Consider the following 23,789-nt stretch of genomic DNA (forward strand, 5'->3'; position numbering starts at 1 on the left):
TGTAATGTCCGTGGCATGGCACAAGACCTTTCCACGCTGACCGACTTGGCCTCCCCTCAGACCTCTACTCGGCCTGCCACTGGGCCGAGCGGTGACGCCCGTTGGACCAGGGCGCAATGGCTCCTTCTCGTGACCCTGTGCGTCGTCCTCGCCCTCGACGGCCTCGACGTCTCGATGGTCGGCGTCGCGCTCCCCTCGATCGGCCGGGAGCTCGGCCTCGGCACGGGCGCGCTCCAATGGATCGTGTCCGGCTACGTGCTGGGCTACGGCTCGCTCCTGCTCCTGGGAGGCCGCATGGCAGACCTCTTGGGGCGCCGCCGGATCTTCCTCATCGCACTGACCGTGTTCGCCGCGGCGTCGCTCCTCGGCGGCCTCGTGAGCGACCCGACGCTGCTCATCGCGACGCGCTTCATCAAGGGCCTCGCCGCCGCGTTCACCGCGCCGACGGGCTTCTCGATCATCACGACCAACTTTGCCGAAGGCCGCGAGCGCAACCGCGCCATCTCGATCTACACGACGTTCGGCGCGAGCGGCTTCTCGCTCGGGCTCGTGGTCGGCGGGCTCATGACGGCGCTCAGCTGGCGCTGGACGTTCCTCTTCTCCGTGCCGATCGCCGTCGCGGCCGTGCTCCTGGGCCTGCGCTTCATCCCTCGGGATCACTCCGCGGGCGACGGCGGGCACGACGTCTGGGGCGCCGTCACCCTTTCGGCCGGCATGCTCGGGCTCGTCTTCACGCTCGTCTCCGCGCCGGACGCCGGCTGGGGCTCCGCGCAGACGATCGGCGGCTTCGCGGCGTCGGCGGCCGTGCTCGCGGCCTTCGGATGGATCGAAACTCGCGTCAAGCACCCGCTCATCCGCTTCGGAATCCTGCGCGAAGGCTGGGTCGCGCGCGCCAACCTCGCCGCCGTCGCCCTCTTCGGCTCCTACCTGAGCTTCCAGTTCATCGTGACGCTGTACCTGCAGTCAGTTCTCGGCTGGGCACCGCTCGCGATGGCCCTCGCACTCCTTCCCGCGGGGCTCATGGTGGCGGGCAGCGCGCCGTTCGCGAGCCGGCTCATCGACCGCTTCGGGGCCACGCGCCTCGTCGTCGCAGGTCTGCTCTCGCTCTCGCTCGGGTACATCCTGTTCCTGCGGATCGGCACGCAGCCGGCCTACGCCCTCGACATCCTCCCGTCGGTGCTCCTCCTGGGCGTCGGCTTCGCGCTCGGCTTCCCGTCGATCAACGTGCAGGCGACCGCGGGGATCCACGACGCCGAACAGGGCCTCGCCGCGGGGCTCATCCAGACGAGCACGCAGGTGGGAGCGGCGCTCGTGCTTGCGGTGACGACGGCGCTCGTGGGCTCGGGCGGGCACGACGGCCACGCCTCGGCGGCCGCCATGCTCGACGTGTTCCGACCGGGCCTCGGCCTCAGCACGGCCGTCGCCGTCGCGGGGCTCCTCATCGCGGTCGCGCCGCGGTGGTGGCGGGTGCGGCGCGCCGGGGGCGCCAGCACCTGACCCCCCCAGGGCTCGGCCACGCGTCAGGTGAGATCTGGCCACGCGTCGTGCTGCTGGCGACCCGTGGCCACCTCTCGCACAACCCGTGGCCGTGGCGGGGGGCGGCCGGGGGGGGGGCCCCCCCCGCCGGCCCCCGCCCCCCGGGCCACCCCCCCCAACCCCCGGGGGGGGGGGGCCGCGCCCGCGGGGGGGCCCCCCCCCCGGGCGCCCCCTCGCCGCAGGCGCAACCACGGGCTAGAGCTCGCGCTCGGCGTAGGCGTGCAGGGCGTCGCGCACGAAAGTCGCGCCCTCGGCGCCGCCGTAGTTGGCCGCGAAACGCTCGTCCGCCACGTACATGTCGGCGAGGCCGAGCACGTAGGCCTTCGCCGGCCCTCCGGGGTATCCGGGCGTCCCGGGGATATCGCGGAGCCAGGCGACGTGCCGACCGGCGAGTGCCTGGGCCGCGTCGCCTTCGGGCGAGGCTCCGCTGGCCGCGGCGGCGCGCCAGTCCTCCATGAGCCGCGCGAGGCGGCCCTTCCACTCCCGCTGGCCTTCGTCACCGAGACCGCGCCACCACGTGTCGCTGTCGGCATACGCCTTCGCGCCCCAGCGGGCCTCGACCTCGTCCTTGTATTGCGTGTGATCGAAGCCGTCGAACATGTCCTGTGCCATGAGCTGGCCGCCTCCTTCGAGTTGCTGAATGGTTGTCTCGACGGCCCGCGCCTGGCGCGCGAGCCGCTCCTGCTCTTGCCGAAGCCACGCGAGATGCGTGCGCAGCGCTCCGGCCTGGTCCGCCTGCTGCTCGAGGACCTCCGCAACGGCCGGCAAGCCCAGCCCGAGCTCGCGAAGCAGGAGGATGCGCTGGAGCCGCACGAGCGACTCCTCGTCGTAATACCGATATCCGTTGTGGCCCACGCGGCTCGGTTCAAGCAGGCCGATGCTCCCATAGTGGCGCAGCGTCCTGCTCGTCGTCCCGGCGAGCCTGGCGACTTCCTGAATGCTCCAGTCCATGCGTTTCCTCCTTGCCCTTTCGAGGGTAGAAGTTGACGCTGCGTCAAGGTCAAGGTCAAGGGCGAAATGAGCACGACGATTCAAGTCTCAGAAAATGTCGGACGCCCCACCTAGCATGAGAGCATCGACAACCACCACAGAGGGGGATACGTGAGCTCGGTAACGATCATCAAACTGTCCGTTGCAGAAGCTGAAGCGCGGCGCGCCGCCATCATTGGCGAAGTTGGCTGCGATGAAGAGCAGCTGCGTGCACGCGCCGAGTCATACTCCTTGGATGCCCGCGAGCTGGCACTCTTCGACGAACTCGAGGGACTCGACTACCTGCTCGGCCGTTGAGTTCAGCGTCGCTCGAGGCTCAGGCTGAGCGCTTCGCCGAGGACCTCACGGAAACCGTTAGCGATGTGGTGCCCGGCATCGCTGCGTTCGCAGCAACGTCTTTGAGCAGCGATGCGGGCGAACGTTTTCTGGTAAGGCAGTCGCCTAATACGGGCATCGCACTGAGGGTCGGGGACGAGCCGCTCCTCACGCTGACCGTAGAGTATCGATGCCGGCTGGATGGTCACGATCGATACCTGGCGGTTGATGAATCCAGCATCAAAGTCTTCGCCGGCTCCCGCGCAGCAGGAGAGCCTCTCTTTCGCTTCGAGTACGTGCGATCCACGCACGACGGCGTGCCGGCGGCGCATCTGCATGTCCACGCCCACAGGGATGCCCTGACTTACGTGATGGCGCGGTGCGGAGACTCAACCGGCCGCGCAAGACGCAGGCAGCAGACCGCTCAAGTGCCCCGATCCGATGAGCTTCATTTTCCGCTCGGTGGCCATCGGTTCCGCCCATGCCTGGAAGACGTGTTGGAGATGCTGATCACGGAGCTCGGCGTCGATCACCCAGACGCGGCACGAGCCGCCCTTCGAGCGGGCCGGGAATCCTGGAGGCGCACCCAGACACGCAGCGTCGTACGTGACGCCCCGTCCGAAGCCATTGCCGCACTTGAGGATCTCGGCTACGAAGTCAGCTTCAAAGGACTGGGCTCGAACCAGCCTGAGAACGTAGCCCGTCTTCAGGACTACTAAGCCCTCCGCCCGCTCAGCCGGTCGACGACGGCGAGCAGCTCCCCGAGCGAGGTCCCGAAGGCGCGCTCGGGCCACGTCCCGGCCAGGGACGAGTAGTGGTACAGCCCCTCACCCATGAGCATGACGGCGGTGGCGACGGCCGGGTCGGTGATCTCACGGCGGATCAGGGCCAGCCACGCGGCGTCGAGCTCCTCGAGGACCGCGAGCGCGCCGGGGTGACCGGCCCGGGCAAGCCGAATCGCCGCGACGAAAAGCGCGTCCATGTCCGTGCCCGAGTTGACCGAGGTCCGCACGAAGTACCGCGAGGGCCCCTCGGGATCCGCGGCCATGCGTTCGCGATCGACCTCTGCGGCGGCACGCAGCGCCTCGAGAAGGGCCTCCGCGAGGGCGTCCTTGCTCTTGAAGTGGTACAGGAGCCCGCCCTTGGAGACGCTGGCACGCGCAGCGACGGCGTCCATGGTCGCGGCGCGTTCGCCCTCGGAGACGAGGAGGTCGCGATACGCGGCGACGAGGGCCTCGCGGGCCTTGGGCGGTCTGGGCATAAGGAAACTGTACGCGGTGTTGTAACTAAACCGTCCAGACGGTACAGTTATTTCATCGACTGCTCCATAGAAGTCGTTTTGACCCTTCAGAACGACAGTTTCGGAGCAATCGATTCCACGCAAAGGAGTCCCCCGTGTTCCAGATGGCGCAGCCCGCGCTCCGTACCGCGCAGCCAGGCACCGCCCAGCCCGGCATCGCGCGACGCTGGCTCGCGCTCGCCGCGCTCATGTTCCCCGTGCTGCTCATCGCCGTCGACAACACCGTGCTCGCCTTCGCCCTCCCCGCGATCTCCCTCGCACTCCAGCCGGGCAGCACCGAGCTCCTGTGGATCGTCGACGTCTACGCGCTAGTCCTCGCCGGACTTCTCGTCCCAATGGGCAGCATTGGAGACCGCTTCGGCCGCCGCCGCATGCTGCTCATCGGCGCCACGGGCTTCGCCGCCGTCTCCGCGGCGGCCGCCTTCGCCACGAACCCCGGCCAGCTCATCGCGGCCCGCGCGCTCATCGGGATCTTCGGCTCGATGATCATGCCCGCGACGCTCTCGCTCATCCGGAACATCTTCGCCGACGCCACCGAGCGCCGCCTCGCGATCGCGATCTGGGCGGCGGCGTACTCGGGCGGCGCGGCGCTCGGCCCGCTCGTGGGCGGCGCGCTCCTCGAGCACTTCGCATGGGGCTCGGTCTTCCTCTTGGCCGTGCCGGCCCTCGTCCCGCTCCTCGTGCTTGCGCCGTTCCTCGTGCCCGAATCCCGCGACCCCGCGCCGTCGCCCATCGACGCGCCGAGCATCCTCCTCGTCATCGCTGCCGCGACGGCGGTCGTCTACGGGATCAAGGAGCTGGCGCACGACGGCGGCGCCCCCGCCGCGCTCATCCTCGCCGGAGGGCTCGTGGCCGGCTGGGCGTTCGTGCGGCGGCAGCTGCGCCGCGAGCGGCCGATGCTCGACATGCGGCTCTTCCGCACGCCGGCGTTCAGCGCGAGCCTCGCCTCGAACCTGCTCAGCATCTTCTCCCTCGTCGGGTTCATGCTGTTCCTCTCGCAGCATCTCCAGCTCGTCGTGGGCGAATCGCCGCTCCGGGCCGGGCTCCTCATGCTGCCCGGTCTCGCTCTCACGATCGCGACGGGCCTCGCTGCCGTCCGCCTCGCCGGGCGGTTCTCGGCGCCCGCGGTCATGGTCACGGGCCTTCTGCTCAACGCGTCGGGCTATGGGATCGTGCTCGCGTTCGGCCGCGACGGCTCGCTGCCCGCGCTGCTCGTGGGCTTCGCGGTGGTCGGCGCGGGCGTGGGGCTCGCCGAGACGCTCTCGAACGACCTCATCATCGCGAGCGTCCCGCCCGCGAAGGCGGGTGCCGCCTCCGCCATCTCGGAGACCGCCTACGAGCTCGGAGCAGTTCTCGGGACCGCCATCCTCGGCAGCGTGCTCGCCGCGGCATACCGCCTCAACGTGGTCGTGCCGGGCGGGCTTCCGAGCGACGCCGCGGCGCGGGCACGGGAGACGCTCGGCGGGGCGGTCGACGCCGCTCCCCTCCTCCCGGGGCCCGTCGCCACCGAGCTCCTCGAGTCCGCGCGGGGCGCGTTCGACTCGGGCGTCGGGGTGACCGCAGCGATCGGCGCGGTGCTCATGCTCGTGGCGGCCGCCGTCGTCGGCCGCGCCCTCGCGCCGCACAGAAGGTGACCGAGGGGCGACGGCGAACGCGCGACCCGTTCAAGGGTCACCTCCTGCGGGTGCTCACCCACGGGAGGTGACCCCCAAACGGCCCCGCACCCACGGGAGGTGACCCCCAAACGGCCCCGCACCCACGGGAGGTGACCCCCAAACGGGAGCGGTCAGTGCACCTTGTCCCTGAGGAACTCGACTGAGCGGGACCACGCGAGCTTCGCCGCCTCGGGGCGGTAGTTGCCCTGGGGGTTGGAGTCGTTGGCGAAGGCGTGCGGCGCGTCGTAGTAGAAGTACTCGACCTCGGCCCCCGACTCGCGGCGGATCTGCTCCGCCTGCTTGCGGGCCTCCGCGACCGGATAGCCGCGGTCCAGCTTGCCGTAATGGCCCTGGATCGCGGCGCGGACGCCGGAGAAGTGATTCGGCACGCCCTGGCCGACGCCGTAGAACGGCACGGCCGCGCTGACCCGCTCGCCCTGCTGCGCGGCGAGCTGCAGCACGAAGCCGCCGCCCATGCAGAAGCCGATGGTCCCGACGGTCGAGCTCGTCACCTCGGGGAGGCCCAAGAGGTAGTCGACGGCGCCGGCCAGGAGACGCGCGCCCTCGGCCTCGGGAAGCTGGCGCATCATTTTGGCGGCCTCGGCGCCGTCGTGCGCGACGCGCCCGCCGAACAGGTCCGGCGCGAGGGCCACGAAGCCCTCGGCGGCGAGGCGGTCGGCGACGTCGCGGATGTGGTCGACGAGCCCCCACCACTCCTCGATGACAATGACGCCGGGGCCAGATCCGGCGGGCGGAAGCGCAAGGTAGCCGTGAGCCTCGCGGCCGGCCGACTCAAACGTGACGTTCTGGAAAGGCCTGTTCTCGCTCATGGAACCACGCTAGACCTCCGGCGTAGCGTGGACCCATGGACTGGCTGCTGTGGTTCAGTGCGCCGGACTACCAACTGGCTCGCATCGTGCTCCAGCGGGGCGTCGCCGTCCTCTTCTTCATCGCGTTCCTCTCGAGCCTCAACCAGTTCCCCGCCCTGCTCGGCGAGCGCGGCCTCCTGCCCGTGCCCGAATTCCTCGAGGCGTTCCACCGCCTCCGCCGGCCCACGCTGTTCCGCTGGGGCTATACGGACCGCCGCTTTCGCTGGATGTGCGGGGCTGGCCTCGCGATCTCAGGGCTGCTCGTCCTCGGCGTCCCTCAGCTCGGCCCGCCATGGGTCCCGCTGCTCGCGTTCCTCGCGCTGTGGGGCCTCTACATGTCGATCGTGAACGTGGGCCAGACGTTCTACAGCTTCGGCTGGGAGATGCTCCTCCTCGAGGCGGGATTCACGGTCGCGTTCCTCGGCTCGGACCAGAGCCCACCGCCCACGGCCGTGCTCATCGTGACGGCCTGGCTGGTGTTCCGCCTCGAGTTCGGGGCAGGGATGATCAAGATCCGCGGCGGCTCCGAATGGCGCAACTTCACGGCGCTCTACTACCACCACGAGACCCAGCCCATGCCCGGCCCGCTCAGCCGCCAGTTCCACCTCCTGCCGAAGCGCCTGCACCGTGCCGAGGTCATGGGGAACCACTTCGCGCAGCTCGTCGTGCCGTTCTTCCTCTTCGCGCCACAGCCGCTCGCGACCGTCGCTGCGGGGCTCATCATCCTCACGCAGCTGTGGCTCGTGCTGTCGGGGAACTTCGCGTGGCTCAACTGGTCCGCGATCGTGCTCGCGTTCACGGGTGTGAGCGATCGAGTGGTGCACGCGGCCCTGCCCTTCATGCCGATCCGCTATTCGTCGGCCCAATGGGCTGACGCGGCGGCAGCATCAGAAGGAGCCCGCGACGGTGTGTGGTCCGGCGGGCTCCTCACGGGCGGACTGGGCGAGGCGACCGGCTCTCCCGGCGACGTCTTCGCATGGGCCTGGGCCGCCGTCGCCCTCGCCGCGAGCATCTTTCTCGCCGTGCTCGGCTATTGGCCGGCAAGAAACCTGCTCTCGACGCGCCAGCTCATGAACGCGAGCTTCAACCGCTGGCAGCTCGGCAACACGTACGGCGCGTTCGGGAGCGTGACCAAGCGTCGGGTCGAGATCGTCGTCGAGGGCACACTCGACGACGTGCCGACGGACGACGCCGAGTGGCTCGAGTACCGCTTCAAGGGCAAGCCCGGCGAGCCAGGCCGCGTCCCGCGGCAATGGGCCCCCTACCATCTCCGCCTCGACTGGCTCATGTGGTTCCTGCCCCTGCGCACCGTGCACGAGGAGTGGTTCTATGGGTTCCTCTTCAAGCTCCTCGAGGCCGACCCGGCGACGCTGCGGCTGCTTCGGGCCGATCCGTTCGACGGCGCCCGCCCCCGCTGGGTGCGCGTGCGGAACGCGCTGTACGAGTTCTCGACGCACGAGGAGTTCCGGGCAACGCGGCAGCGCTGGGTCGTGACGCCCATGCGAATGCTGATCCGGCCCGTGCAGCTCAAGGATGTCGCGTAGGCCGGGGCAGCAGGAGAACAGCGATCACATGTTGACCCGGTAGATGTGCACCGTGTCAGTGTTCGCGAACACGTCGGTGAACTTGCCGTTCACCACCGGAATCGTTCTGCCCTCGCCGACGACGGTCACGCTTGTTCCCGACCCGCCCGCAAGAGTGAACGTGACGGGGGCGTTGCTGACTGTGTCGGCCGCCATGTGGGCGAAGACGTACGGCTGCCCATTGTTCCACTTGGCGAGGTACTCGACTCCGGCGGGCATCCCTCCTGGCGTCTTCTCGTCGCGGCTCGACGTCACGAAGCCGACAGCGTCCGGTCCGTTGAGCACGGGGGCCAGAGATTCTGCGGTCGAATAGAACGACTGGGCTGCCGACTTCACGCCGGCGAACGTCGGGTCCTCGAAGGAGTCCGCGTAGCCGCCCGACCGGATGAAGTTGTGCGTGAAGTAGTCCACCCCGCGCGCCCCCTCGATCACGGCCGACCAGATCCCGGCAGTGAACGTCGCCGGGTTGACCTGGTTCCCGTCCGCGCCGACGAGCTCGTGGAATGAATAGATCGGCTTGCCGCCGCCCTCCATGGACCGCTCGTGGAAGATCAGCCGCCCATAGTTGCGCGAGAGGTGCAGCCGGGGGTCAGTGCACGAGAGGTCGCCCGTGGACGGGTCGCCCGTGATGACTGCCGTCACGCCCCACCACCCGTTGCAGAGGTTGCCGGTCTCCTGCACGAAGTACACGTCCGTGGAGGCGACATCCGTAAACTGAGAGAACGCCTTCCAGTTGGCGGCGTCGCCCTGAGTCCCGGCAAACTTGCCGAAGTTCGTGTACTTGAACCTCGTGGACGGGAGAGCGCCGGACATCGCCTTCATGGCCGTGTAGCCGCAGTCGGTGAGCTTCGATGTGCAGACCTGCCCGTCGTGCCCGAAGCCGATGACGCCGGTCCACCCGCCCCATCCGTCGCCAGCCCACTGGTCAACCTCGTCGGTGACGAGATTCCCGCCCGCGCCGGTCGTGTTGCCGCCGATGCCGTAGAACGGGGAGCCAGTCTGCCAACCGGCCTGCATGTATCCGTCTTCGAGGTACGTGTTGATGAGCGTGCTGTCGTCCGCCGCGCCACTGCCCCCTGCGGCCCAGCGGGTGACGGGGAACATGGTCGTGGCACCGGGATAGTTCGACGCGGGCCATTTGCTGTAGTACGCCTGTCCCCCGTCGATCGCCTTGAGGGACACGCCCGCGGGCAGCCCGCCAGAAGGTGACGTGGTAGTCGGAGTCGGCGTGGGAGTCGCCGTCGGCGTGGACGTCAGGGTGGGGGTTGGCGTGGGAGTCGCCGTCGGCGTGGGCGTCGGCGTCGCGGTCCGAGTTGCCGTTGGAGTTGCTGTCGGTGTTGCCGTCCCAGTGGGGGACGGAGCTCCCGTCTTCGCCTGGACCTCGACTCCGAGGACAGCCCACTGCCTGCTGGTGGGAGCGGCCTCGCCTAGGGTCTGAGCGCCAGAAGAGGCAGCCTGGAATGCGTACTCGGCAGAATGAATGTTGGGGATGTACTGGCTCGCCTCCATCACTGGAGTCCCGTTGAACGCGACGCTGCTGTTCTGTACCGCATTCCAGTCCGAGACGAGCCACGAGACCGCCGAACCGGCAGCCGTCGTGATCTGCGCAGACGGGACACCCGAGCCGTCAGCCTGAGCGATCGCAGGCGCTGCAGCGAGCTTCGCCGTCGTTCCATCCCAGTGCTCCACGAGGGCATCCCAGTTGGCGTAGTTCGTCACGGAGCCCTCGTGGGCAGTCACAGTTGTCGTGGCACTGCCGGCGGTGACGAGGCCGGTCCACAGGTACGTCCCGCAGTAGCCGTTCGTCGTGTCGGATGCTGCCAGCGTCCACGTCACGGCCGCACCGTTGGCGGTCGGCGTCGAGAGAGTCAGGTTCGCGGCGTCCTCGGTGACGGCCTTGACGATGAGGATGTCACCCGTGGCAGCGCTGAACGCGGATGTCGTCTCAGACGGCGTCGCGTTGCCGGTCAGGTGGTACGAGGCAACGGGGACAGGGGGTGCCGACGACGCCGCGGTCATCGTCGAGGCCAGGCCTGACGTGAGGCCGGCGGCCATGAGAGCGGGCACCGCGAGCCCAGCCGCGCAGGCGGACAGGATGCGCCAGTGACGTCCAAGCACAGTTTGCTCCTTCAAGGTATGGGTCAAGTGGGCGTGGCCTGGGCGTGGTCCCCGCATGGCCGGGTTCAGCCGGTGCGGGGACCACCCCTGGCTACTGGATCTCGACTCCCAGAACCGTCCACGCCTGGCCGGTCGGGGCGGACTGCGAGAGAGTTTGAGCTCCCGTCGCGGTCACCTTCTGAGTGGCGTAGTAGCCGGAGTAGATGCCGGGCAAGCTCGTGTAGCCGTCCTCCGTGGCGCCGCCGCCGTAGGTGCGCGCTCCGCCGACGCCATTCCAGTCGCCGTTGAGCCACGACACTGCGGAGCCGCTGGCCGCCGTGAGGGATGCCGACGGCGTTCCAACGCCTTGCGCGTTGACCACGTTTGGCGCCGCGGCGAGTTTGGCCGACGTCCACCGCTCAACGACCATCGAGTGCCAGCCTGCGGTCGCCGTGAACGGGATGCTCACGGTGGACGTGCCGGCCGTTGAGACGGTCCCCGCCCACAGCGCGGCGTAGGTATAGCCGTTCGCGGTCTGCTCGGCGAGCTTCGACCACGTCGTGCCACCCCCGCTCGGGGAGTCGAAGGTGCGCGGCGCGTCCTCGGAGATCGCCTTGAGCACGAGCACGTCACCCGCGTTCACGGTGAACGACGGCGTCACGAGCGTGGACGTGTCCTGTCCCGGCGAGTTGACTTCCCACGAGCCCGCCAGCACCGGCGATGCGCTCTGCGTAGGCGTCGGGGTGGGGGTCGGCGTGGGAGTGGGCGTCCGCGTCGGGGTGGGGGTCGGGGTGGGCGTCGGGGTGGGGGTCGGCGTGGGCGTGGGAGTCCGCGTCGGCGTCGGGGTGGCGGTCGGGGCAGGCGCCGGCGGAGCGAACCCGGCCATCATGTGCAGGTAGGACCAGTCGCGCTGGCCCTCCTCGGACAGGTTCGTCGGGTTCGTCAACGAGTTGAGGGTGTCGAAGTCACCGACCTGAACCAGCACGTAACTGCTGCCGGACTGCGCGTGCCACGTCGACAGGCCAATATGCAGGTCGCTCGCCGCTTGGAACGCTGCGAGGCCACCCGCCCGGATGCCGCTATTCGTGTCGTTGTACGGCCAGCCGACTTCGCCGATGAAGATCGGCAGGCCCTTCGCCTGCACGGCCTGGATGAATCCCTCGATCTGGGCTGCGGTCTGCCAGCGGTCGTACACGTGGAGGTCGAACGCGACGTTCCCGAACTGCTGCTGGAGCTGCTGGCCCCACGTCAGGAACGCCGACTGGTCGTATCCGCCGCCAGCCCGCTCCTGCCCGTAGTGGGCGCCGTCGTAGACGATCATGTTCTGCGCACCCGTGGCACGGATCGCCTTGGACCACGTGACGTGGTTGTTGTACCAGGTCGAGGACGGCGTGGTCATCCAGCCGTCCTCGCCGGGCTCGTTCTGGAGGTTGAACCAGACGTACGGGTTCCCGGCGTACTTCTGCGCCATCGACGTCCAGAATTGCGAGTATTCCGTGATCTCGGACGCCGTCGGGTACGAACCTGGCTCGACCGTGAACTGGGAGATCATGACGACGATCTTCTTCGCCGTGTATTCAGAGATGATCTGGTCGTATTCGGTGTCCGAGCCATAGTTGTACTGCGGGTACGCATCCGTTCCGCGAGAAAGCGCGACGTCCAGCCGGACAAAGTTCATGTCCCAGTTCTGCACGGAGCCGGACTTGCCGACGATGTTGTCCCAGTCCCACACGAAATGAGGGCCGTTGAAGTTCGAGCCACGCGGGATGAACACGTGGCCGTCCGGATCGATGATCTGCGATCCCGACGTGGTGAACTGGCCGACAGCAGCGTGGAGTGTTGCTGGTGCGATCAGCGCGGCCAAAGCGAGCACCGCCGTCGAAAGGACGGCGGCGAGAGCGTGACGGGCCTTCACCGTTTACTGCCCGTCCAACGTGTGGGTCAAGTGGAAACTCATGGTCGCGGACTCCTCTGCAAGGTGGAACGTGTTCGCTTCTGATGGGTTTGTGTGATGACTCTCACAGGCGGCGAGCTTACCAATGCGGACACCCGAAACTTCGGCCCGCCGTGGTCGCGCTCCACGAGGAAACCGGCGGAATTACGCGGATTCGGAGCGTTCCACAACGTCTGAAAATCGGTATGTCATTTTCCAACATGCCGTTGACACAACTCTCGACACATGTCGAAGTCGGCTCTCATCGGACGTAGATGGGGCTTTCGAGCCCGAGGTCCTCTTCGCCGGAGCGCGACCCTCGCCGGAAACAGAACACCCCCGATCCCAAGACCGGGGGTGTCTCGATACACAGTGCGCGAGGCGGGATTTGAACCCGCACGCCCTTTCGGACACTGGCACCTGAAGCCAGCGCGTCTGCCGTTCCGCCACTCGCGCTCACCCTTCGTCAGGCCGCAGGCCGAAGGCCCAACCCGTGAAGGCAGCGAGAACAAGCATAGCCGAGGGCCCAACGGATACGAAATCGCAAGCACCATTCTGGCGGCCCGAGTCGGGAGTTTTCAGGCCCGCCCAGTACTATCGGAGAAGCATCGACAGCGTGCGCGGCACGCCACGTCACGGAACAGCGGCACCCACGCTGCCTTGTGCCGTGGGCGCGGTGCGCACATGTGACCGCACGGCGACCCGGGAGAGGAGGGCGGCCATGGGACTGCTCGATCGCCTCGAGCTCGGCATTGAAAAAGCCGTGCAGGGCGTCTTCTCGCGGGGCTCGAACCACCAGGTCCAGCCTGTGGAGATCGCAAGCCGCCTGCGCCGCGTCATGGACAGCAAGGCGATGGCGATCGCCCAAGGCCGCACACTCGCGCCGAACGTCTTCGAGGCTCGCCTCGGCGACGAGGACTTCGACCGCGCGCAGCTGTGGGGCCAAGCGCTCGCCGAAGAGCTGTGCGACGTCGCCGTCAAGCACGCCCGCTCGCAGGGCTACACACTCCAAGGACCCGTGCGCTTCTCCTTCAAGCACGACGGCGACCTCAAGCCGGGCTCGTTCGAAGTCATCGCGCGATCCGAGCACGGCCAGGCGCCGTCCCGCGCGGCGAACCCGCCCGCGCCGCCGCGCATGCCGAGTGCGGCGCCTCGCGTCCCGGCCGCAGCGCGGCAGGCCCTCCGGCTCCACCCGGTCCTCGAGATCGACGGCCAGCGCTATTCGCTCAACGCCGATTCGATCGTGCTCGGCCGATCCTCGGAGGCGGACATTGTTGTGGACGACACGGGCGTCTCCCGCAAGCACCTCGAGATCCGCCAGGCCCAAGGGCGCACGTATGCTGTGGACCTCGGATCGACCAACGGCAGCTACGTCAACGGCGAACGCGTGAACGGCTCAGTGGAGCTCCTCGACGGCTCGGCGATCACCATGGGCCGCACGCGGATCGTGTTCCGCATGCTGCCGGCGCCGCTGGGAGGAAACGCGTGAACGAACTGACGGTCACCGTCCTGCGCCTCGGCTTCCTCGTGCTCATGTGGGTGCTCGTCTTCAGCATCGTGGGGGCGATGCGGCGCGATCTCGCCGTGGGCCGCCGCAACAAGACGGGCGCCCCCACGGCCCGGCAGGTGCGCAAGAACCCCGAGCTTGCCGAGGCGCCGGCCCGTCAGCAGGCGCAGCACCTCGTCGTCGTCGAAGGCCCCCTCGCCGGAACCGACATGCCGCTCGGCGAAAGCCCCATCCTCCTGGGCCGCGCTCAGGAGGCGACCCTCGTCCTCGAGGACGACTACGCCTCAGGCCGCCACGCGCGCCTGTTCCCCCAGGGAAGCCGCTGGTTCATCGAGGATCTCGGGTCGACCAACGGCACCTATCTCGCCGACCGGCAGCTCACGCGGGCACAGCCGGTTGAGCTCAACGTCCCCATCCGCATCGGCAAGACCGTGATCGAGCTGAGGCCCTGATCTTGCCGGACACCCAGCTGATCCTGCGGTACGCAGCCCGCTCCGACGTGGGCCGGCTGCGCTCGAAGAATGACGACTCCGCCTACGCGGGCCGTCATCTCGCCGTGGTCGCGGACGGCATGGGCGGCCACGCGGGCGGCGACGTCGCGAGCGCGTCGACGGTCCTCGACCTCGTCCATCTTGACCGCGGCGGCTACGCAGGCGACGCCGGGACGGTCCTCGCGGACGAGATCCAGACGGCGAACTCGCTCCTCTCCGAGCTCGTGGCCTCGAACCCGAAGCTCGCGGGCATGGGCACGACCGTCACGGCGATCCTCCTCAACGGTTCGAAGCTCGCATTCGCGCACATCGGTGATTCGCGGGCCTACCGCCTTCGCGGCACGTCATTCGAGCAGATGAGCGTCGACCACACGTTCGTGCAGCGGCTCATCAACGAGGGCCGCCTGCGCCCCGAGGAAGCGGAGACGCACCCGCACAAGAACGTGCTCATGCGCGTCCTGGGCGACGTCGATGCAAGCCCCGAGCTCGACCTCACGTCCTTCGACGTCGAGGAGGGCGAGCGCTGGCTCCTGTGCTCCGACGGGCTCAACTACGTTCCGCACGAGATCGTCGAGCGGACCGTGCGAGACGTCGATGATCTGGCTGAATGCGCGGACCGGCTCATCAGCCTCACGCTGGCCGCGGGCGCGCCGGACAACGTCACCGTGATCGTCGCGGACATCGTCGCAGACACGGTCGCCGCCGAGGCGGGCCGCGACGCGCTGCCCGTCGCGTCCCCCGCCGCCGCGGCCCCCGTCACGGCGTCCGCCGCGGCACGGACGCCCGTGACCTCGGCAGCGCGCGCCGAGAGCCCCCAGCCGCGCACGGCCGCGCACGTCGAGGGCGAAGGCACGAGGGCCGGAGCGCACGGATCGACGTCCGACGACGGCGCCGGCCGGTTCGCGGCAGCGTCGCCGAACGCCGTCGTCCCCTCGGGGGCTCCCGGGGAGAGCGACACGGGCGCGGAAGCGGGACGCGCTGGAACTGAGCCTGCCCTCAGGCACGAGCCTCCGACTGATCCGAACCTGGGTGCCCATCTCTCGGCCGAAGTACTGCGCCGCGAACTCGACAGCCGCCCGCACGAGCTCGTCGGCGCCGCGGCCGCCGCGGCCGAGACGGGGTCACTCCCGTCGGTCGCGAGCCGCACGGCCGCGCGGCGTGCCGCGGCGCTCCTGACGCACCGCGCGGCGGATGCCGACGCCGAGGTCGAGGAGTCGGAGACCGAACCAGAGCAGCCGCGGATCGGGAGGCGCTGGTTCGGGATCATCCTGACCGCAGTCGTCGCGGTGGGCATCGTGCTGGGCCTGTGGCTCGGCTACGCGTGGACCCAGACCCGCTACTACGTCGGCGCGTACGACGACCGCGTTGCGATCTTCAACGGGGTATCGCAGAGCCTTGGCCCGATCTCGCTCTCGACGGTGTACCGCAAGACGGACATCCCGATGAGCTCCCTGCCCGACTTCCAGCAGCAGAAGCTGCGCGCGGGTGTGTCCGCGAACAGCCTCACGGAGGCCGAGGATCTCGTCGCGCAGCTCCGGACCAATCCGCAGAGCTGTCTCACGTCGCCCGGGAACACCCCGCCAAGCGCAACACCGAGTGGAACACCGAACGCTACGCCAGGCGCCAGCTCGCAGCCCGGTGCCGCGGCAGCGCCATCGTCCGCCCCGCCGTCGTCGTCTGCCTCGCCTGGGGCAGCCTCGCCGTCTGCACCGTCGTCGACGCCGTCGGCGTCGCCGTCGTCCACCGCCAATCCGTGCTTGGGAGGCCACCAGTGAGCGCCGTCGACGTCGCGTCGCGCCCGCGGCGCAATATCGAGCTCGTCCTGCTGATCCTTGCGCTCATCGTGGGCAACGGGGCGAACGCGATGACCTCGATCAACGAGGGCACTCCGCTCGGGAGCGACTTCTGGATGCAGACGGCTATCCTGTCCGTTGCATCCCTCGCGGTGCATATAGTGTTGCGCGTCCGCGCGAAATATGCCGATCCGGTGATACTTCCGATCGTCGTCACGCTCAACGGGCTCGGCCTCGCGATGATCCACCGGCTCGATCCGACCCACGCCCCGATCACCGACTACGGCAACGCCCAGGCGCGCTGGACGGTCGTCGGGATGGCGCTGGCCGTCGTCGTCATCCTCTTCCTCAAAGACCACCGCACGCTCCGCCGGTTCACGTACATTTCCCTCATCCTGAGCGCGGTGCTGCTCGTGCTGCCGCTCGTACCCGGCGTCACGGCGGGCGACATCAACGGCGCCCAAGTCTGGATCCGCTTCGGATCGGCGACATTCCAGCCGGGCGAGATCGCGAAGATCACCATCGGCATCTTCTTCGCGGGCTATCTCTCGACCAACCGCGACCTCATCCTGCTCGCGGGCCGCCGCATCGGAAAGCTCCAGCTCCCGCGCTTCCGCGACCTGGGCCCCATGATCGTCGCGTGGCTCGCGAGCATCGGGATCCTCATCTTCCAGCACGACCTCGGCATGTCGATCCTCTTCTTCGGGATCTTCATCTCGATGATCTACGTGGCCACGAGCCGGGCCAGCTGGGCGATCATCGGCGTGCTGCTCATGTTCGGCGGCTCGCTCGCGGCGGGCCTCATCTTCCCGCATATCCGCCTCCGCATCGACGGCTGGATCAACGCGTTCGACCCCGAGGTCTTCGGCCGCCAGTTCGGCGGCAGCTACCAGATCGTCCAGGGGCTGTTCGGCATGGCCAACGGCGGCCTCATCGGCACGGGCCTCGGCCAGGGCCGTCCAGACCTCGTTCCCTTCGCCCACTCCGACATGATCATCGCCTCGTTCGGCGAGGAACTCGGCCTCGTGGGGCTCTTCGCGATCGTCATGCTCTACGCGCTCCTCGTCTCGCGCGGGCTGCGCGCGGCGATCGGCGCGCGCGACGCATTCGGGAAGCTCCTCGCATGCGGGCTCTCGGCCGGTATCGGCCTCCAGTGCTTCGTCGTGATCGGCGGCGTCACGCGCCTCATCCCGCTTACGGGCCTCACGACGCCGTTCCTCGCCGCGGGCGGCTCGTCGCTCCTCGCCAACTGGATCATCGCCGCTCTCGTGCTCGTCATCTCGAACGCCGCACGTCGCCCGATCGACATGACCCCGCTCCAGGCGCCCGTCGCCCATGCACCGGGCGCCCACCGCGCCGCCAACCCGGCGACCACTGCGACTCAGGCGGTGGAGAAGCAATGAACCAGGCCATCAGAAACGCCTGGGTCGCCCTCGCCGTCATGTTCGGGCTCATCCTCGGCTCGATCAGCTACGTCCAAGTCGTGGGAGCCGACGACCTCGCGTCGAACCAGTGGAACAACCGCGCCATCCTGGCGACGTTCTGCCAGGACCGCGGGGCGATCATCGTAGGCGGCCAGCCGGTCGTCCAGTCCGCGCCGACGGGCACCGAAAGCTGCAAGTTCCAGCGCAAATACCTCCAGCCCGAGCTCTACGCTGGCCTCACGGGGTACTACTCGAAGGACTACGGCTCGACGGGCCTCGAGAAGAGCATGAACGGCGCCCTCACGGGCCAGTCGGATCAGCTCCTGTTCGACCGCATGAAGCAGCTCCTCCTCGGCCAGCAGCTGCAGGGTGCATCGGTCGAGCTCACGATCGATCCCGCCATCCAGCAGCTCGCCTACAGCCTCATCCCGGATGACAAGCGCGGCTCGATCGTGGTCACGAATCCGAAGACCGGCGCGATCATTGCGATGGTGTCCAAGCCGAGCTACGACCCGAATACAATCGCGACCCACGATCTGGCCGCCGCCCAGGCAGCCATCACGAAGATCCAGGGCACCCCGGGGATCAACCTCAACCAGAGCGTGAGCGGCCCGACCGGCGCCCTCCTGGCGCCCGGCTCGGTGTTCAAGCTCGTCGACACGGCCGCGGCCCTCGCCTCGGGGAAGTACACCAAGGACAGCGTCCTACCGAACCCCGCGAAGATGCCGCTGCCCGGGAGCACCGCGACACTCCCGAACTACGCGGGCGGCAACTGCTACACGCAAGACCAGGCGAGCTTCGCCTTCGCTCTCGAACAGTCGTGCAACACACCGTTCGCGTCCATCGCGCTCGACCTCGGCCAGGACGCGATCGGCAAGCAGGCCGAGGCGTTCGGCTTCGGCCAGGACGCGGGAAATCTCCTGCACCTCGACTACCAGGGCGGCCAGTGGCCCAAGGGCCTCGACCAGGCCCAGCTCGCCCAGTCGGCGGTGGGCCAGTACAACACGAAGGCTTCGCCGCTCCAGATCGCCCTCATGACCGACGCGATCGCGAACGGCGGCGTCCAGATGAAGCCCTCGCTCATCAAGTCGATCACGGCTCCGGACCTCCGCGTCGTCGATCAGCCCAAGCCCGAGGTGCTGCGGACGTCCACGACCCCGGACATCGCCCGGCAGATCACGGAATGGATGACCGACGTGGTCTCGGACGGCATCGCCAAGGGCGCGGCCGTGCCGGGGGTGAAGGTGGCCGGCAAGACCGGAACGGCCGAACTCGGAACGAGCGGCCTCAACAACTCGTGGTTCACGGGCTTTGCACCGGCGGACAATCCGCAAGTGCAGGTGACCATCGTGATCGAGGGCGTCGATGTTCTGACGGGCGCCAAATTGACCAGTCCAAGCGCGAGCAAGATCTTTGAGGCGGTGTTGAAGAAGTGAGACCGACGTCGGGCATCACCTTGGGCAGCAGGTACCACCTGGAGAGCCGGATCGCCATTGGCGGCATGGGCGAGGTGTGGAACGCTCGCGACGAGGTCCTGGGACGGAACGTCGCGATCAAGATCCTCAAGGAGGAGTACGCGGGCGATCCGGGGTTCCTCCAGCGCTTCCGCAACGAGGCCCAGCACACAGCGCTGCTCAACCACAGCGGAATCGCGAACGTCTTCGACTACGGCGAGGACAGCGGCTCGGCGTACCTCGTGATGGAGCTCGTGCCCGGGGAGCCGCTCAGCTCGATCCTCGAGCGCGAGAAGGTGCTCTCCCCGGACCGCACGCTCAACATCATGGCCCAGACGGCGCGCGCCCTCGCCGTCGCGCACGCGCGCGGGCTCGTGCACCGCGACATCAAGCCGGGCAACCTGCTCATCACCCCGGACAACCGGGTCAAGGTGACGGACTTCGGCATCGCGCGCCTCGCCGATCAGGTTCCGCTCACCCAGACGGGCCAGGTCATGGGCACGGCGCAATATCTCGCGCCCGAGCAGGCCACGGGGCAGCAGGCCACGGGCTCGAGCGACATCTACTCGCTCGGCGTCATCGGCTACGAGTGCCTCACGGGGCATCGTCCGTTCTCGGGCGAGAGCCAGATCGCGATCGCCCTCGCTCAGGTCAACGACGCGCCCCCGCCCCTGCCTGAGCAGGTCCCGGCACCGGTGCGGGCCCTTCTCATGTCGATGCTCTCGAAGGACCCGCGGAACCGCCCGGCGAACGCCATCAAGCTCGCCGAGGCGGCAGAGGCGATCCGACGCGGGGACGTCAGGGCCGCCCAGGCGGCAGTTCCGGGCATGCTGCTCCACGACGACTCGACGGAGGCCATCACCCAGCCGCAGGATGCGCGCACGGCGCCGACCGCCGTCGTCGGCGGAATCGGCGCGGGAATCGGCGCCTCGGCCGCCGCGGCGCAGGCCGCACATGCCGGCGCCCCCGCAACGGCGGCGCTCCCCGTCCTGGGCGGGCACGACGAGGGCGCCTCGGCCGTCGAAGGCAGCCACGAGTCGTCTCAGTGGTACGCGCCGATCGACGAGGAAGAGGAGCAGCCGCCCGCGCGTCCTCCGCGGAAGAAGCGGAGCCCGCTCACGTGGCCGCTCGTGGCCCTCGTCGCGCTCCTGCTGTTCGTGCTGCTGGGCATCTGGCTCACGAATTCGGGCCTGTTCTCCTCGCCGCAGCCGGCACCTTCGACGACGCCGGCCCAGAGCCCCACGACGGCGGTGACGAGCGCCTCCCCTACGCCAACGCCGACCCCGACGAAAACGACACCAGCGACGGTGACGGTCGTGGCGGCGAGCTACGTGGGCCGCAACTACACGGAGGTCCAGAGCGAGCTCGAAGCGCTCGGCCTTCGCGTTGACCTCAACCCGGTGGAGCAGAGCCAGGGGATCATGGGCGCGGTCACGTCCCTGAGCCCGACGGGCCGCCTGCAGCCGGGAACGACGGTCACGGTAACCTACTCGGTCGTCTCGGCGCCCACGCCAACGCCGACGCCCACCCAGAGCCACGCGACACCCTCGGGTTCCCCGTCCGCGACAGGCAAATAGGTCCACACTGGACTAGCAGCCCTTCATCCGGGAAATAGAGGTTATGTGACACACCCGACGCACACGTCACTGGAACGAGAGGACGAGCCGATGCCGCAGCCCGTCGTCCTCTCGGGCCGGTATGTGCTGGGGAGCCTGCTCGGGCGCGGCGGGATGGCCGACGTCTTCGAGGCGCACGATTCGCGCCTCGGCCGGACGGTCGCCGTCAAGATGCTGCGACCGGACATGTCGCGGGACCGCCAGCTCCGGGTGCGCTTCGAACGCGAGGCCCAGGCCGTCGCGGCGCTCAACCACCCGAACATCGTCGCGGTGTACGACACGGGCGAGCGCCGCGCCGATCCACTCAACCCGGCGTCGGTCGAATCCCCGTTCATGGTCATGGAGCGCGTGATCGGGCGGACGCTCCGCGAGCTCTCGCACGACGGGGCGATCACCCAGGACAAGGCCCTCGAATACGTCCAGGGCGTCCTCGCGGCACTCGAGTACAGCCACCGCGCTGGGATCGTGCACCGGGACATCAAGCCCGCGAACGTCATGGTCACGGACGAAACCGGCACCGTGAAGGTCATGGACTTCGGGATCGCGCGCGCGATCGCGGACTCGGGCGCGACCATGACCCAGACCCAGGCCGTCGTCGGCACCGCGCAGTACCTCTCGCCCGAGCAGGCGCAGGGCCAGACCGTCGACGCGCGGAGCGACCTCTATTCGACCGGATGCCTCCTCTACGAGCTCCTCACGGGCCGCCCGCCGTTCGTCGGCGATTCGGCGGTCTCGGTCGCGTACCAGCACGTCCAGGTCGAGGCCCCCAAGGCGCGCGACTTCAATCCCGAGGTCACGGAGGCCGTGCAGAGCGTCCTCGACAGGGCGCTGCAGAAGGACCCCGCGAAGCGCTTCCCCGACGCCGGCGCCTTCCGGCGCGCGCTGCGGGCGGCGGGCGCGGGCCGCGTCCTCCCCGCGGCGGCGCAGGCGAACGACGACGCCGCAGCCACCGCGATGGCCCTCGCCGGTGCGGAGGCTGGCACAGCGGAGGCCCTGGGCACCGGCCGGCACGCCGCCGCGGCGCCGCCGGACGCCGTCGACCCCCATCTCGGCGACACCGGCGAAATCCCGCCCGCGCCGCCCACCGACGCCGAAATCCTGCTCCCGTTCGGGGAACGGGACGAGCGAGAAACCCGACGCCGCCGCCACGGCGGCTGGATTGCGGTGCTCCTCATCATCACGGCCCTCGTCCTGGGTGGCGGCGGGTACTGGCTGTACAGCTACCTCACCGCACCGCCTGCCGTCGTCATGGTCACCGTGCCGGGGGTGACCAACCTCAAGGACACCGACGCGTTCGCGAAGCTCAGCCAAGCGGGTCTCCAGCCCGAGTTCACGCGGAAGCCGAGCACCGACGTCGCGAAGGACTACGCGATCGACACGCTCCCGGCGGCCGGGACGCAGCTCGCGAAGAACTCGAGGATCACAATCGAGATCTCGAGCGGGCCGTCAACGGCTGTGATCCCGCAGAGCATCATCGGGAACACCGAGTCGGGCGCACGGGACACTCTGCGGTCGCTCGGGCTCGTGCCCGCGGACCAGTCGAAGTCCGCCAACAGCCCGACCGTTCCGCTCGGCCACGTCATCAGCGTCGACCCGGGCGCGGGCCAGACGGTCGCCATCGGAACCCAGGTCACTCTCACCATCTCGACCGGCAAGGTCAGCGTTCCGGATCTGCGCGGGCGGCTCATTGACGACGCGAAGGCCGCTCTCACGAACCTTGGCCTCAAGGTGCAGACCAAGGACACCCCAACGAGCTCTGCCCCTGCCGGGACCGTCGTGGATCAGAGCGTCGCTCCAGACGGGGCGATCGATCAGGGCGGAACAGTCGTGCTCTCGGTCGCGACCGCCCCGCCGTCGCCCTCGCCGAGCCCGTCGCCGACATCGGGCGGCAAAAAGGGCAATGAGACCGGGGGCGGCAACGGCGTCCCGACGCTCCCGGCCTTCCCGTAGCCGCGGGCCGCTGCCCACCCCCGCGTGACCCTCCCGCTCATGACCCTCGTGGGAGGCGCACTCGCGCTCCCACCCGGTTGTAACTTCCCAATCACTCCCTTGCTCGGCGCGTCACGCGACGACGCGGCTCTGAAGCGCGAAGAAACGGTCTGGAGCGCGGGCTGAGGCCTAGCTCGCGTCCGCCGCGTGGATGAGCGGGCTCAGCGTCGACGCCTTCACGGCGGCGCCCGCGAGCCCGAGCGATTCGAGCCAGTTGCCGAGCATCTGGTAGCCGCCCTCGGTCAGGACGCTCTCGGGGTGGAACTGAACCCCGCTGAGCGGCGCCGACCGGTGCTGGAGCCCCATGATGACACCCGAATGCGTGTGGGCGGTGACCTCGAGGACGTCCGGGATCGTCTCCGCGACTGCCGCGAGCGAGTGGTACCGGGTGGCCGTGAAGGGGCTCTTGAGCCCCGCGAAGACGCCCTGGCCCTCGTGCTCGACAAGCGAGGTCTTGCCATGCATGAGTTCGGGAGCGTGCGTCACCCTGCCCCCGTAGGCCTCCGCGAGCGCCTGGTGGCCGAGGCAGACCCCGAGCATGGGCTTGGCGCTCTCGCCGCACCACTTGATGAGCTCGATGCACACGCCGGCCTCGGCAGGGTTGCCGGGCCCGGGCGAGATGAGGACGCCGTCGCGCGCCTCGGCGAGCTCGATCGCCTCGGCGAGGGAGACGTCGTCGTTCCGCACAACCGTCGTCTCGGCGCCGAGCTGCTGGAGATAGCCGACGAGCGTGTAGACGAACGAGTCGTAGTTGTCGATGACGAGGATGCGGGTGCTCATTGCGTTCGGCCAATCGTGGAGTGGGCTGGGCCGGCGAACCGGGCAGCTAGACTTGGCTACCAGAACAAGTCAGATAGCGGCACCCCGGCGCGTCGGCGGTGCTTGCAGGATACCAAGCGGGACCGCGAGCAGCCGAAGGCGGCCCAAGGAGGACCAGTGCCCGATTCCCCGGACAAGCCCGAGACTAAGGCGCGCGCACAGAAGAGTGCGGACAAGGCGCTGACGAAGAAGAGCCCCAAGCCCCGCAAGAAGCGGTCTCCGAAGCCTTCGGGCCCCACCCCGCAGTGGTACAAGTACCTCATGTTCGGCTGCATGGCCGTCGGACTGCTGTGGATCATCGTCTTCTACGTGACGCAGGGACAGTTCCCCCTTCCAATCCTGGGCAACTGGAACATCCTCGTGGGCTTCGGCGTCGCGATTCTTGGCTTCCTCATGACGCTGCGGTGGCGCGGCTGAC

At 68.9% G+C, this 23,789-nt stretch carries 19 protein-coding genes and 1 tRNA gene; 13 read left to right on the forward strand and 7 right to left on the reverse strand.

All coding sequences use genetic code 11. From position 1 onward, the window contains the following. Positions 1-15: 15 nt before the first annotated feature. The gene (locus RBS12_RS04200) at positions 16-1,497 is read left to right on the forward strand and encodes an MFS transporter (RefSeq protein ID WP_307964811.1); all 1,482 of its coding nucleotides are present in this window, start codon (positions 16-18) and stop codon (positions 1,495-1,497) included. Between the two features lie 234 nt (positions 1,498-1,731). On the opposite strand, the gene RBS12_RS04205 is transcribed toward RBS12_RS04200, so the two are convergent. After that, complete coding sequence (locus RBS12_RS04205) at positions 1,732-2,487, reverse strand: MerR family transcriptional regulator (protein ID WP_307964812.1); 756 nt, start codon at positions 2,485-2,487, stop codon at positions 1,732-1,734. A gap of 150 nt (positions 2,488-2,637) precedes the next feature. On the opposite strand from RBS12_RS04205, the gene RBS12_RS04210 reads away from it, so the two are divergent. Further along, entirely contained in the window at positions 2,638-2,823 is a 186-nt protein-coding gene (locus RBS12_RS04210; protein WP_307964813.1) for a hypothetical protein, read from the forward strand. Next, positions 2,820-3,560 (forward strand): hypothetical protein, encoded by a 741-nt coding sequence (locus tag RBS12_RS04215; RefSeq protein ID WP_307964814.1) that lies wholly within the window; start codon positions 2,820-2,822, stop codon positions 3,558-3,560. The genes RBS12_RS04210 and RBS12_RS04215 overlap by 4 nt, the downstream gene beginning before the upstream one ends. Here the strand turns inward: RBS12_RS04215 and RBS12_RS04220 are convergent. Further along, complete coding sequence (locus RBS12_RS04220; protein WP_307964815.1) at positions 3,557-4,102, reverse strand: TetR/AcrR family transcriptional regulator; 546 nt, start codon at positions 4,100-4,102, stop codon at positions 3,557-3,559. The two genes, RBS12_RS04215 and RBS12_RS04220, sit on opposite strands and share 4 nt — an antisense overlap. Positions 4,103-4,245: 143 nt before the next feature. Between RBS12_RS04220 and RBS12_RS04225 the strand changes: the two genes are divergently transcribed. After that, positions 4,246-5,775 carry an MFS transporter gene (locus RBS12_RS04225; protein WP_307964922.1) on the forward strand — a complete coding sequence of 510 codons (1,530 nt, stop codon included), beginning with the start codon at positions 4,246-4,248 and terminating at the stop codon, positions 5,773-5,775. Positions 5,776-5,927: 152 nt separating this feature from the next. Here the strand turns inward: RBS12_RS04225 and RBS12_RS04230 are convergent, their stop codons facing one another. After that, the gene (locus tag RBS12_RS04230; protein ID WP_307964816.1) at positions 5,928-6,626 is read right to left on the reverse strand and encodes a dienelactone hydrolase family protein; all 699 of its coding nucleotides are present in this window, start codon (positions 6,624-6,626) and stop codon (positions 5,928-5,930) included. A 35-nt stretch (positions 6,627-6,661) separates the two neighbouring features. Here RBS12_RS04230 and RBS12_RS04235 point away from each other — a divergent pair, with 35 nt between their 5' ends. Then, positions 6,662-8,209: a lipase maturation factor family protein gene (locus RBS12_RS04235; protein WP_307964817.1), complete on the forward strand. Its 1,548-nt coding sequence runs from the start codon at positions 6,662-6,664 to the stop codon at positions 8,207-8,209. 24 nt (positions 8,210-8,233) lie between these two features. On the opposite strand, the gene RBS12_RS04240 is transcribed toward RBS12_RS04235, so the two are convergent. From RBS12_RS04240 to RBS12_RS04250, 3 genes are all read right to left on the reverse strand, one after another. Beyond that, positions 8,234-10,366, reverse strand: coding sequence for a hypothetical protein (locus tag RBS12_RS04240; RefSeq protein WP_307964818.1), 2,133 nt, complete (start codon positions 10,364-10,366; stop codon positions 8,234-8,236). A 91-nt stretch (positions 10,367-10,457) separates the two neighbouring features. Next, entirely contained in the window at positions 10,458-12,260 is a 1,803-nt protein-coding gene (locus RBS12_RS04245; protein WP_307964819.1) for a cellulase family glycosylhydrolase, read from the reverse strand. 391 nt (positions 12,261-12,651) lie between these two features. Then, positions 12,652-12,734, reverse strand: a tRNA-Leu gene (locus RBS12_RS04250). A gap of 265 nt (positions 12,735-12,999) precedes the next feature. Here RBS12_RS04250 and RBS12_RS04255 point away from each other — a divergent pair. The 7 genes from RBS12_RS04255 to pknB all read left to right on the forward strand — a co-directional run bounded on the left by RBS12_RS04255 (position 13,000) and on the right by pknB (position 22,513). Beyond that, positions 13,000-13,767, forward strand: coding sequence for a DUF3662 and FHA domain-containing protein (locus RBS12_RS04255; protein WP_307964820.1), 768 nt, complete (start codon positions 13,000-13,002; stop codon positions 13,765-13,767). Next, on the forward strand, positions 13,764-14,237 hold the full coding sequence (locus tag RBS12_RS04260) for an FHA domain-containing protein (RefSeq protein ID WP_307964821.1): 474 nt from the start codon (positions 13,764-13,766) through the stop codon (positions 14,235-14,237). Before RBS12_RS04255 ends, RBS12_RS04260 begins: the two co-directional genes overlap by 4 nt. A gap of 2 nt (positions 14,238-14,239) precedes the next feature. Then, complete coding sequence (locus tag RBS12_RS04265; protein ID WP_307964822.1) at positions 14,240-16,051, forward strand: protein phosphatase 2C domain-containing protein; 1,812 nt, start codon at positions 14,240-14,242, stop codon at positions 16,049-16,051. Next, positions 16,048-17,472 (forward strand): FtsW/RodA/SpoVE family cell cycle protein, encoded by a 1,425-nt coding sequence (locus tag RBS12_RS04270; RefSeq protein WP_307964823.1) that lies wholly within the window; start codon positions 16,048-16,050, stop codon positions 17,470-17,472. The genes RBS12_RS04265 and RBS12_RS04270 overlap by 4 nt, the downstream gene beginning before the upstream one ends. Further along, positions 17,469-18,929, forward strand: coding sequence for a penicillin-binding transpeptidase domain-containing protein (locus tag RBS12_RS04275; RefSeq protein WP_307964824.1), 1,461 nt, complete (start codon positions 17,469-17,471; stop codon positions 18,927-18,929). The genes RBS12_RS04270 and RBS12_RS04275 overlap by 4 nt, the downstream gene beginning before the upstream one ends. Continuing rightward, positions 18,926-20,524, forward strand: a complete 1,599-nt coding sequence (locus tag RBS12_RS04280) for a serine/threonine-protein kinase (RefSeq protein WP_307964825.1) — start codon at positions 18,926-18,928, stop codon at positions 20,522-20,524. Before RBS12_RS04275 ends, RBS12_RS04280 begins: the two co-directional genes overlap by 4 nt. Before the next feature lie 90 nt (positions 20,525-20,614). Then, positions 20,615-22,513, forward strand: coding sequence for a Stk1 family PASTA domain-containing Ser/Thr kinase (gene pknB / locus RBS12_RS04285; RefSeq protein ID WP_307964826.1), 1,899 nt, complete (start codon positions 20,615-20,617; stop codon positions 22,511-22,513). Between the two features lie 168 nt (positions 22,514-22,681). Here pknB and RBS12_RS04290 read toward each other — a convergent pair whose 3' ends face one another. After that, on the reverse strand, positions 22,682-23,332 hold the full coding sequence (locus RBS12_RS04290) for an aminodeoxychorismate/anthranilate synthase component II (protein WP_307964827.1): 651 nt from the start codon (positions 23,330-23,332) through the stop codon (positions 22,682-22,684). Between the two features lie 156 nt (positions 23,333-23,488). On the opposite strand from RBS12_RS04290, the gene RBS12_RS04295 reads away from it, so the two are divergent. Then, positions 23,489-23,788 (forward strand): cell division protein CrgA, encoded by a 300-nt coding sequence (locus tag RBS12_RS04295; RefSeq protein ID WP_307964828.1) that lies wholly within the window; start codon positions 23,489-23,491, stop codon positions 23,786-23,788. Position 23,789 lies beyond the last annotated feature (1 nt).

It is taken from the genome of Sinomonas sp. ASV322, assembly GCF_030908245.1.
Lineage (GTDB): Bacteria > Actinomycetota > Actinomycetes > Actinomycetales > Micrococcaceae > Sinomonas.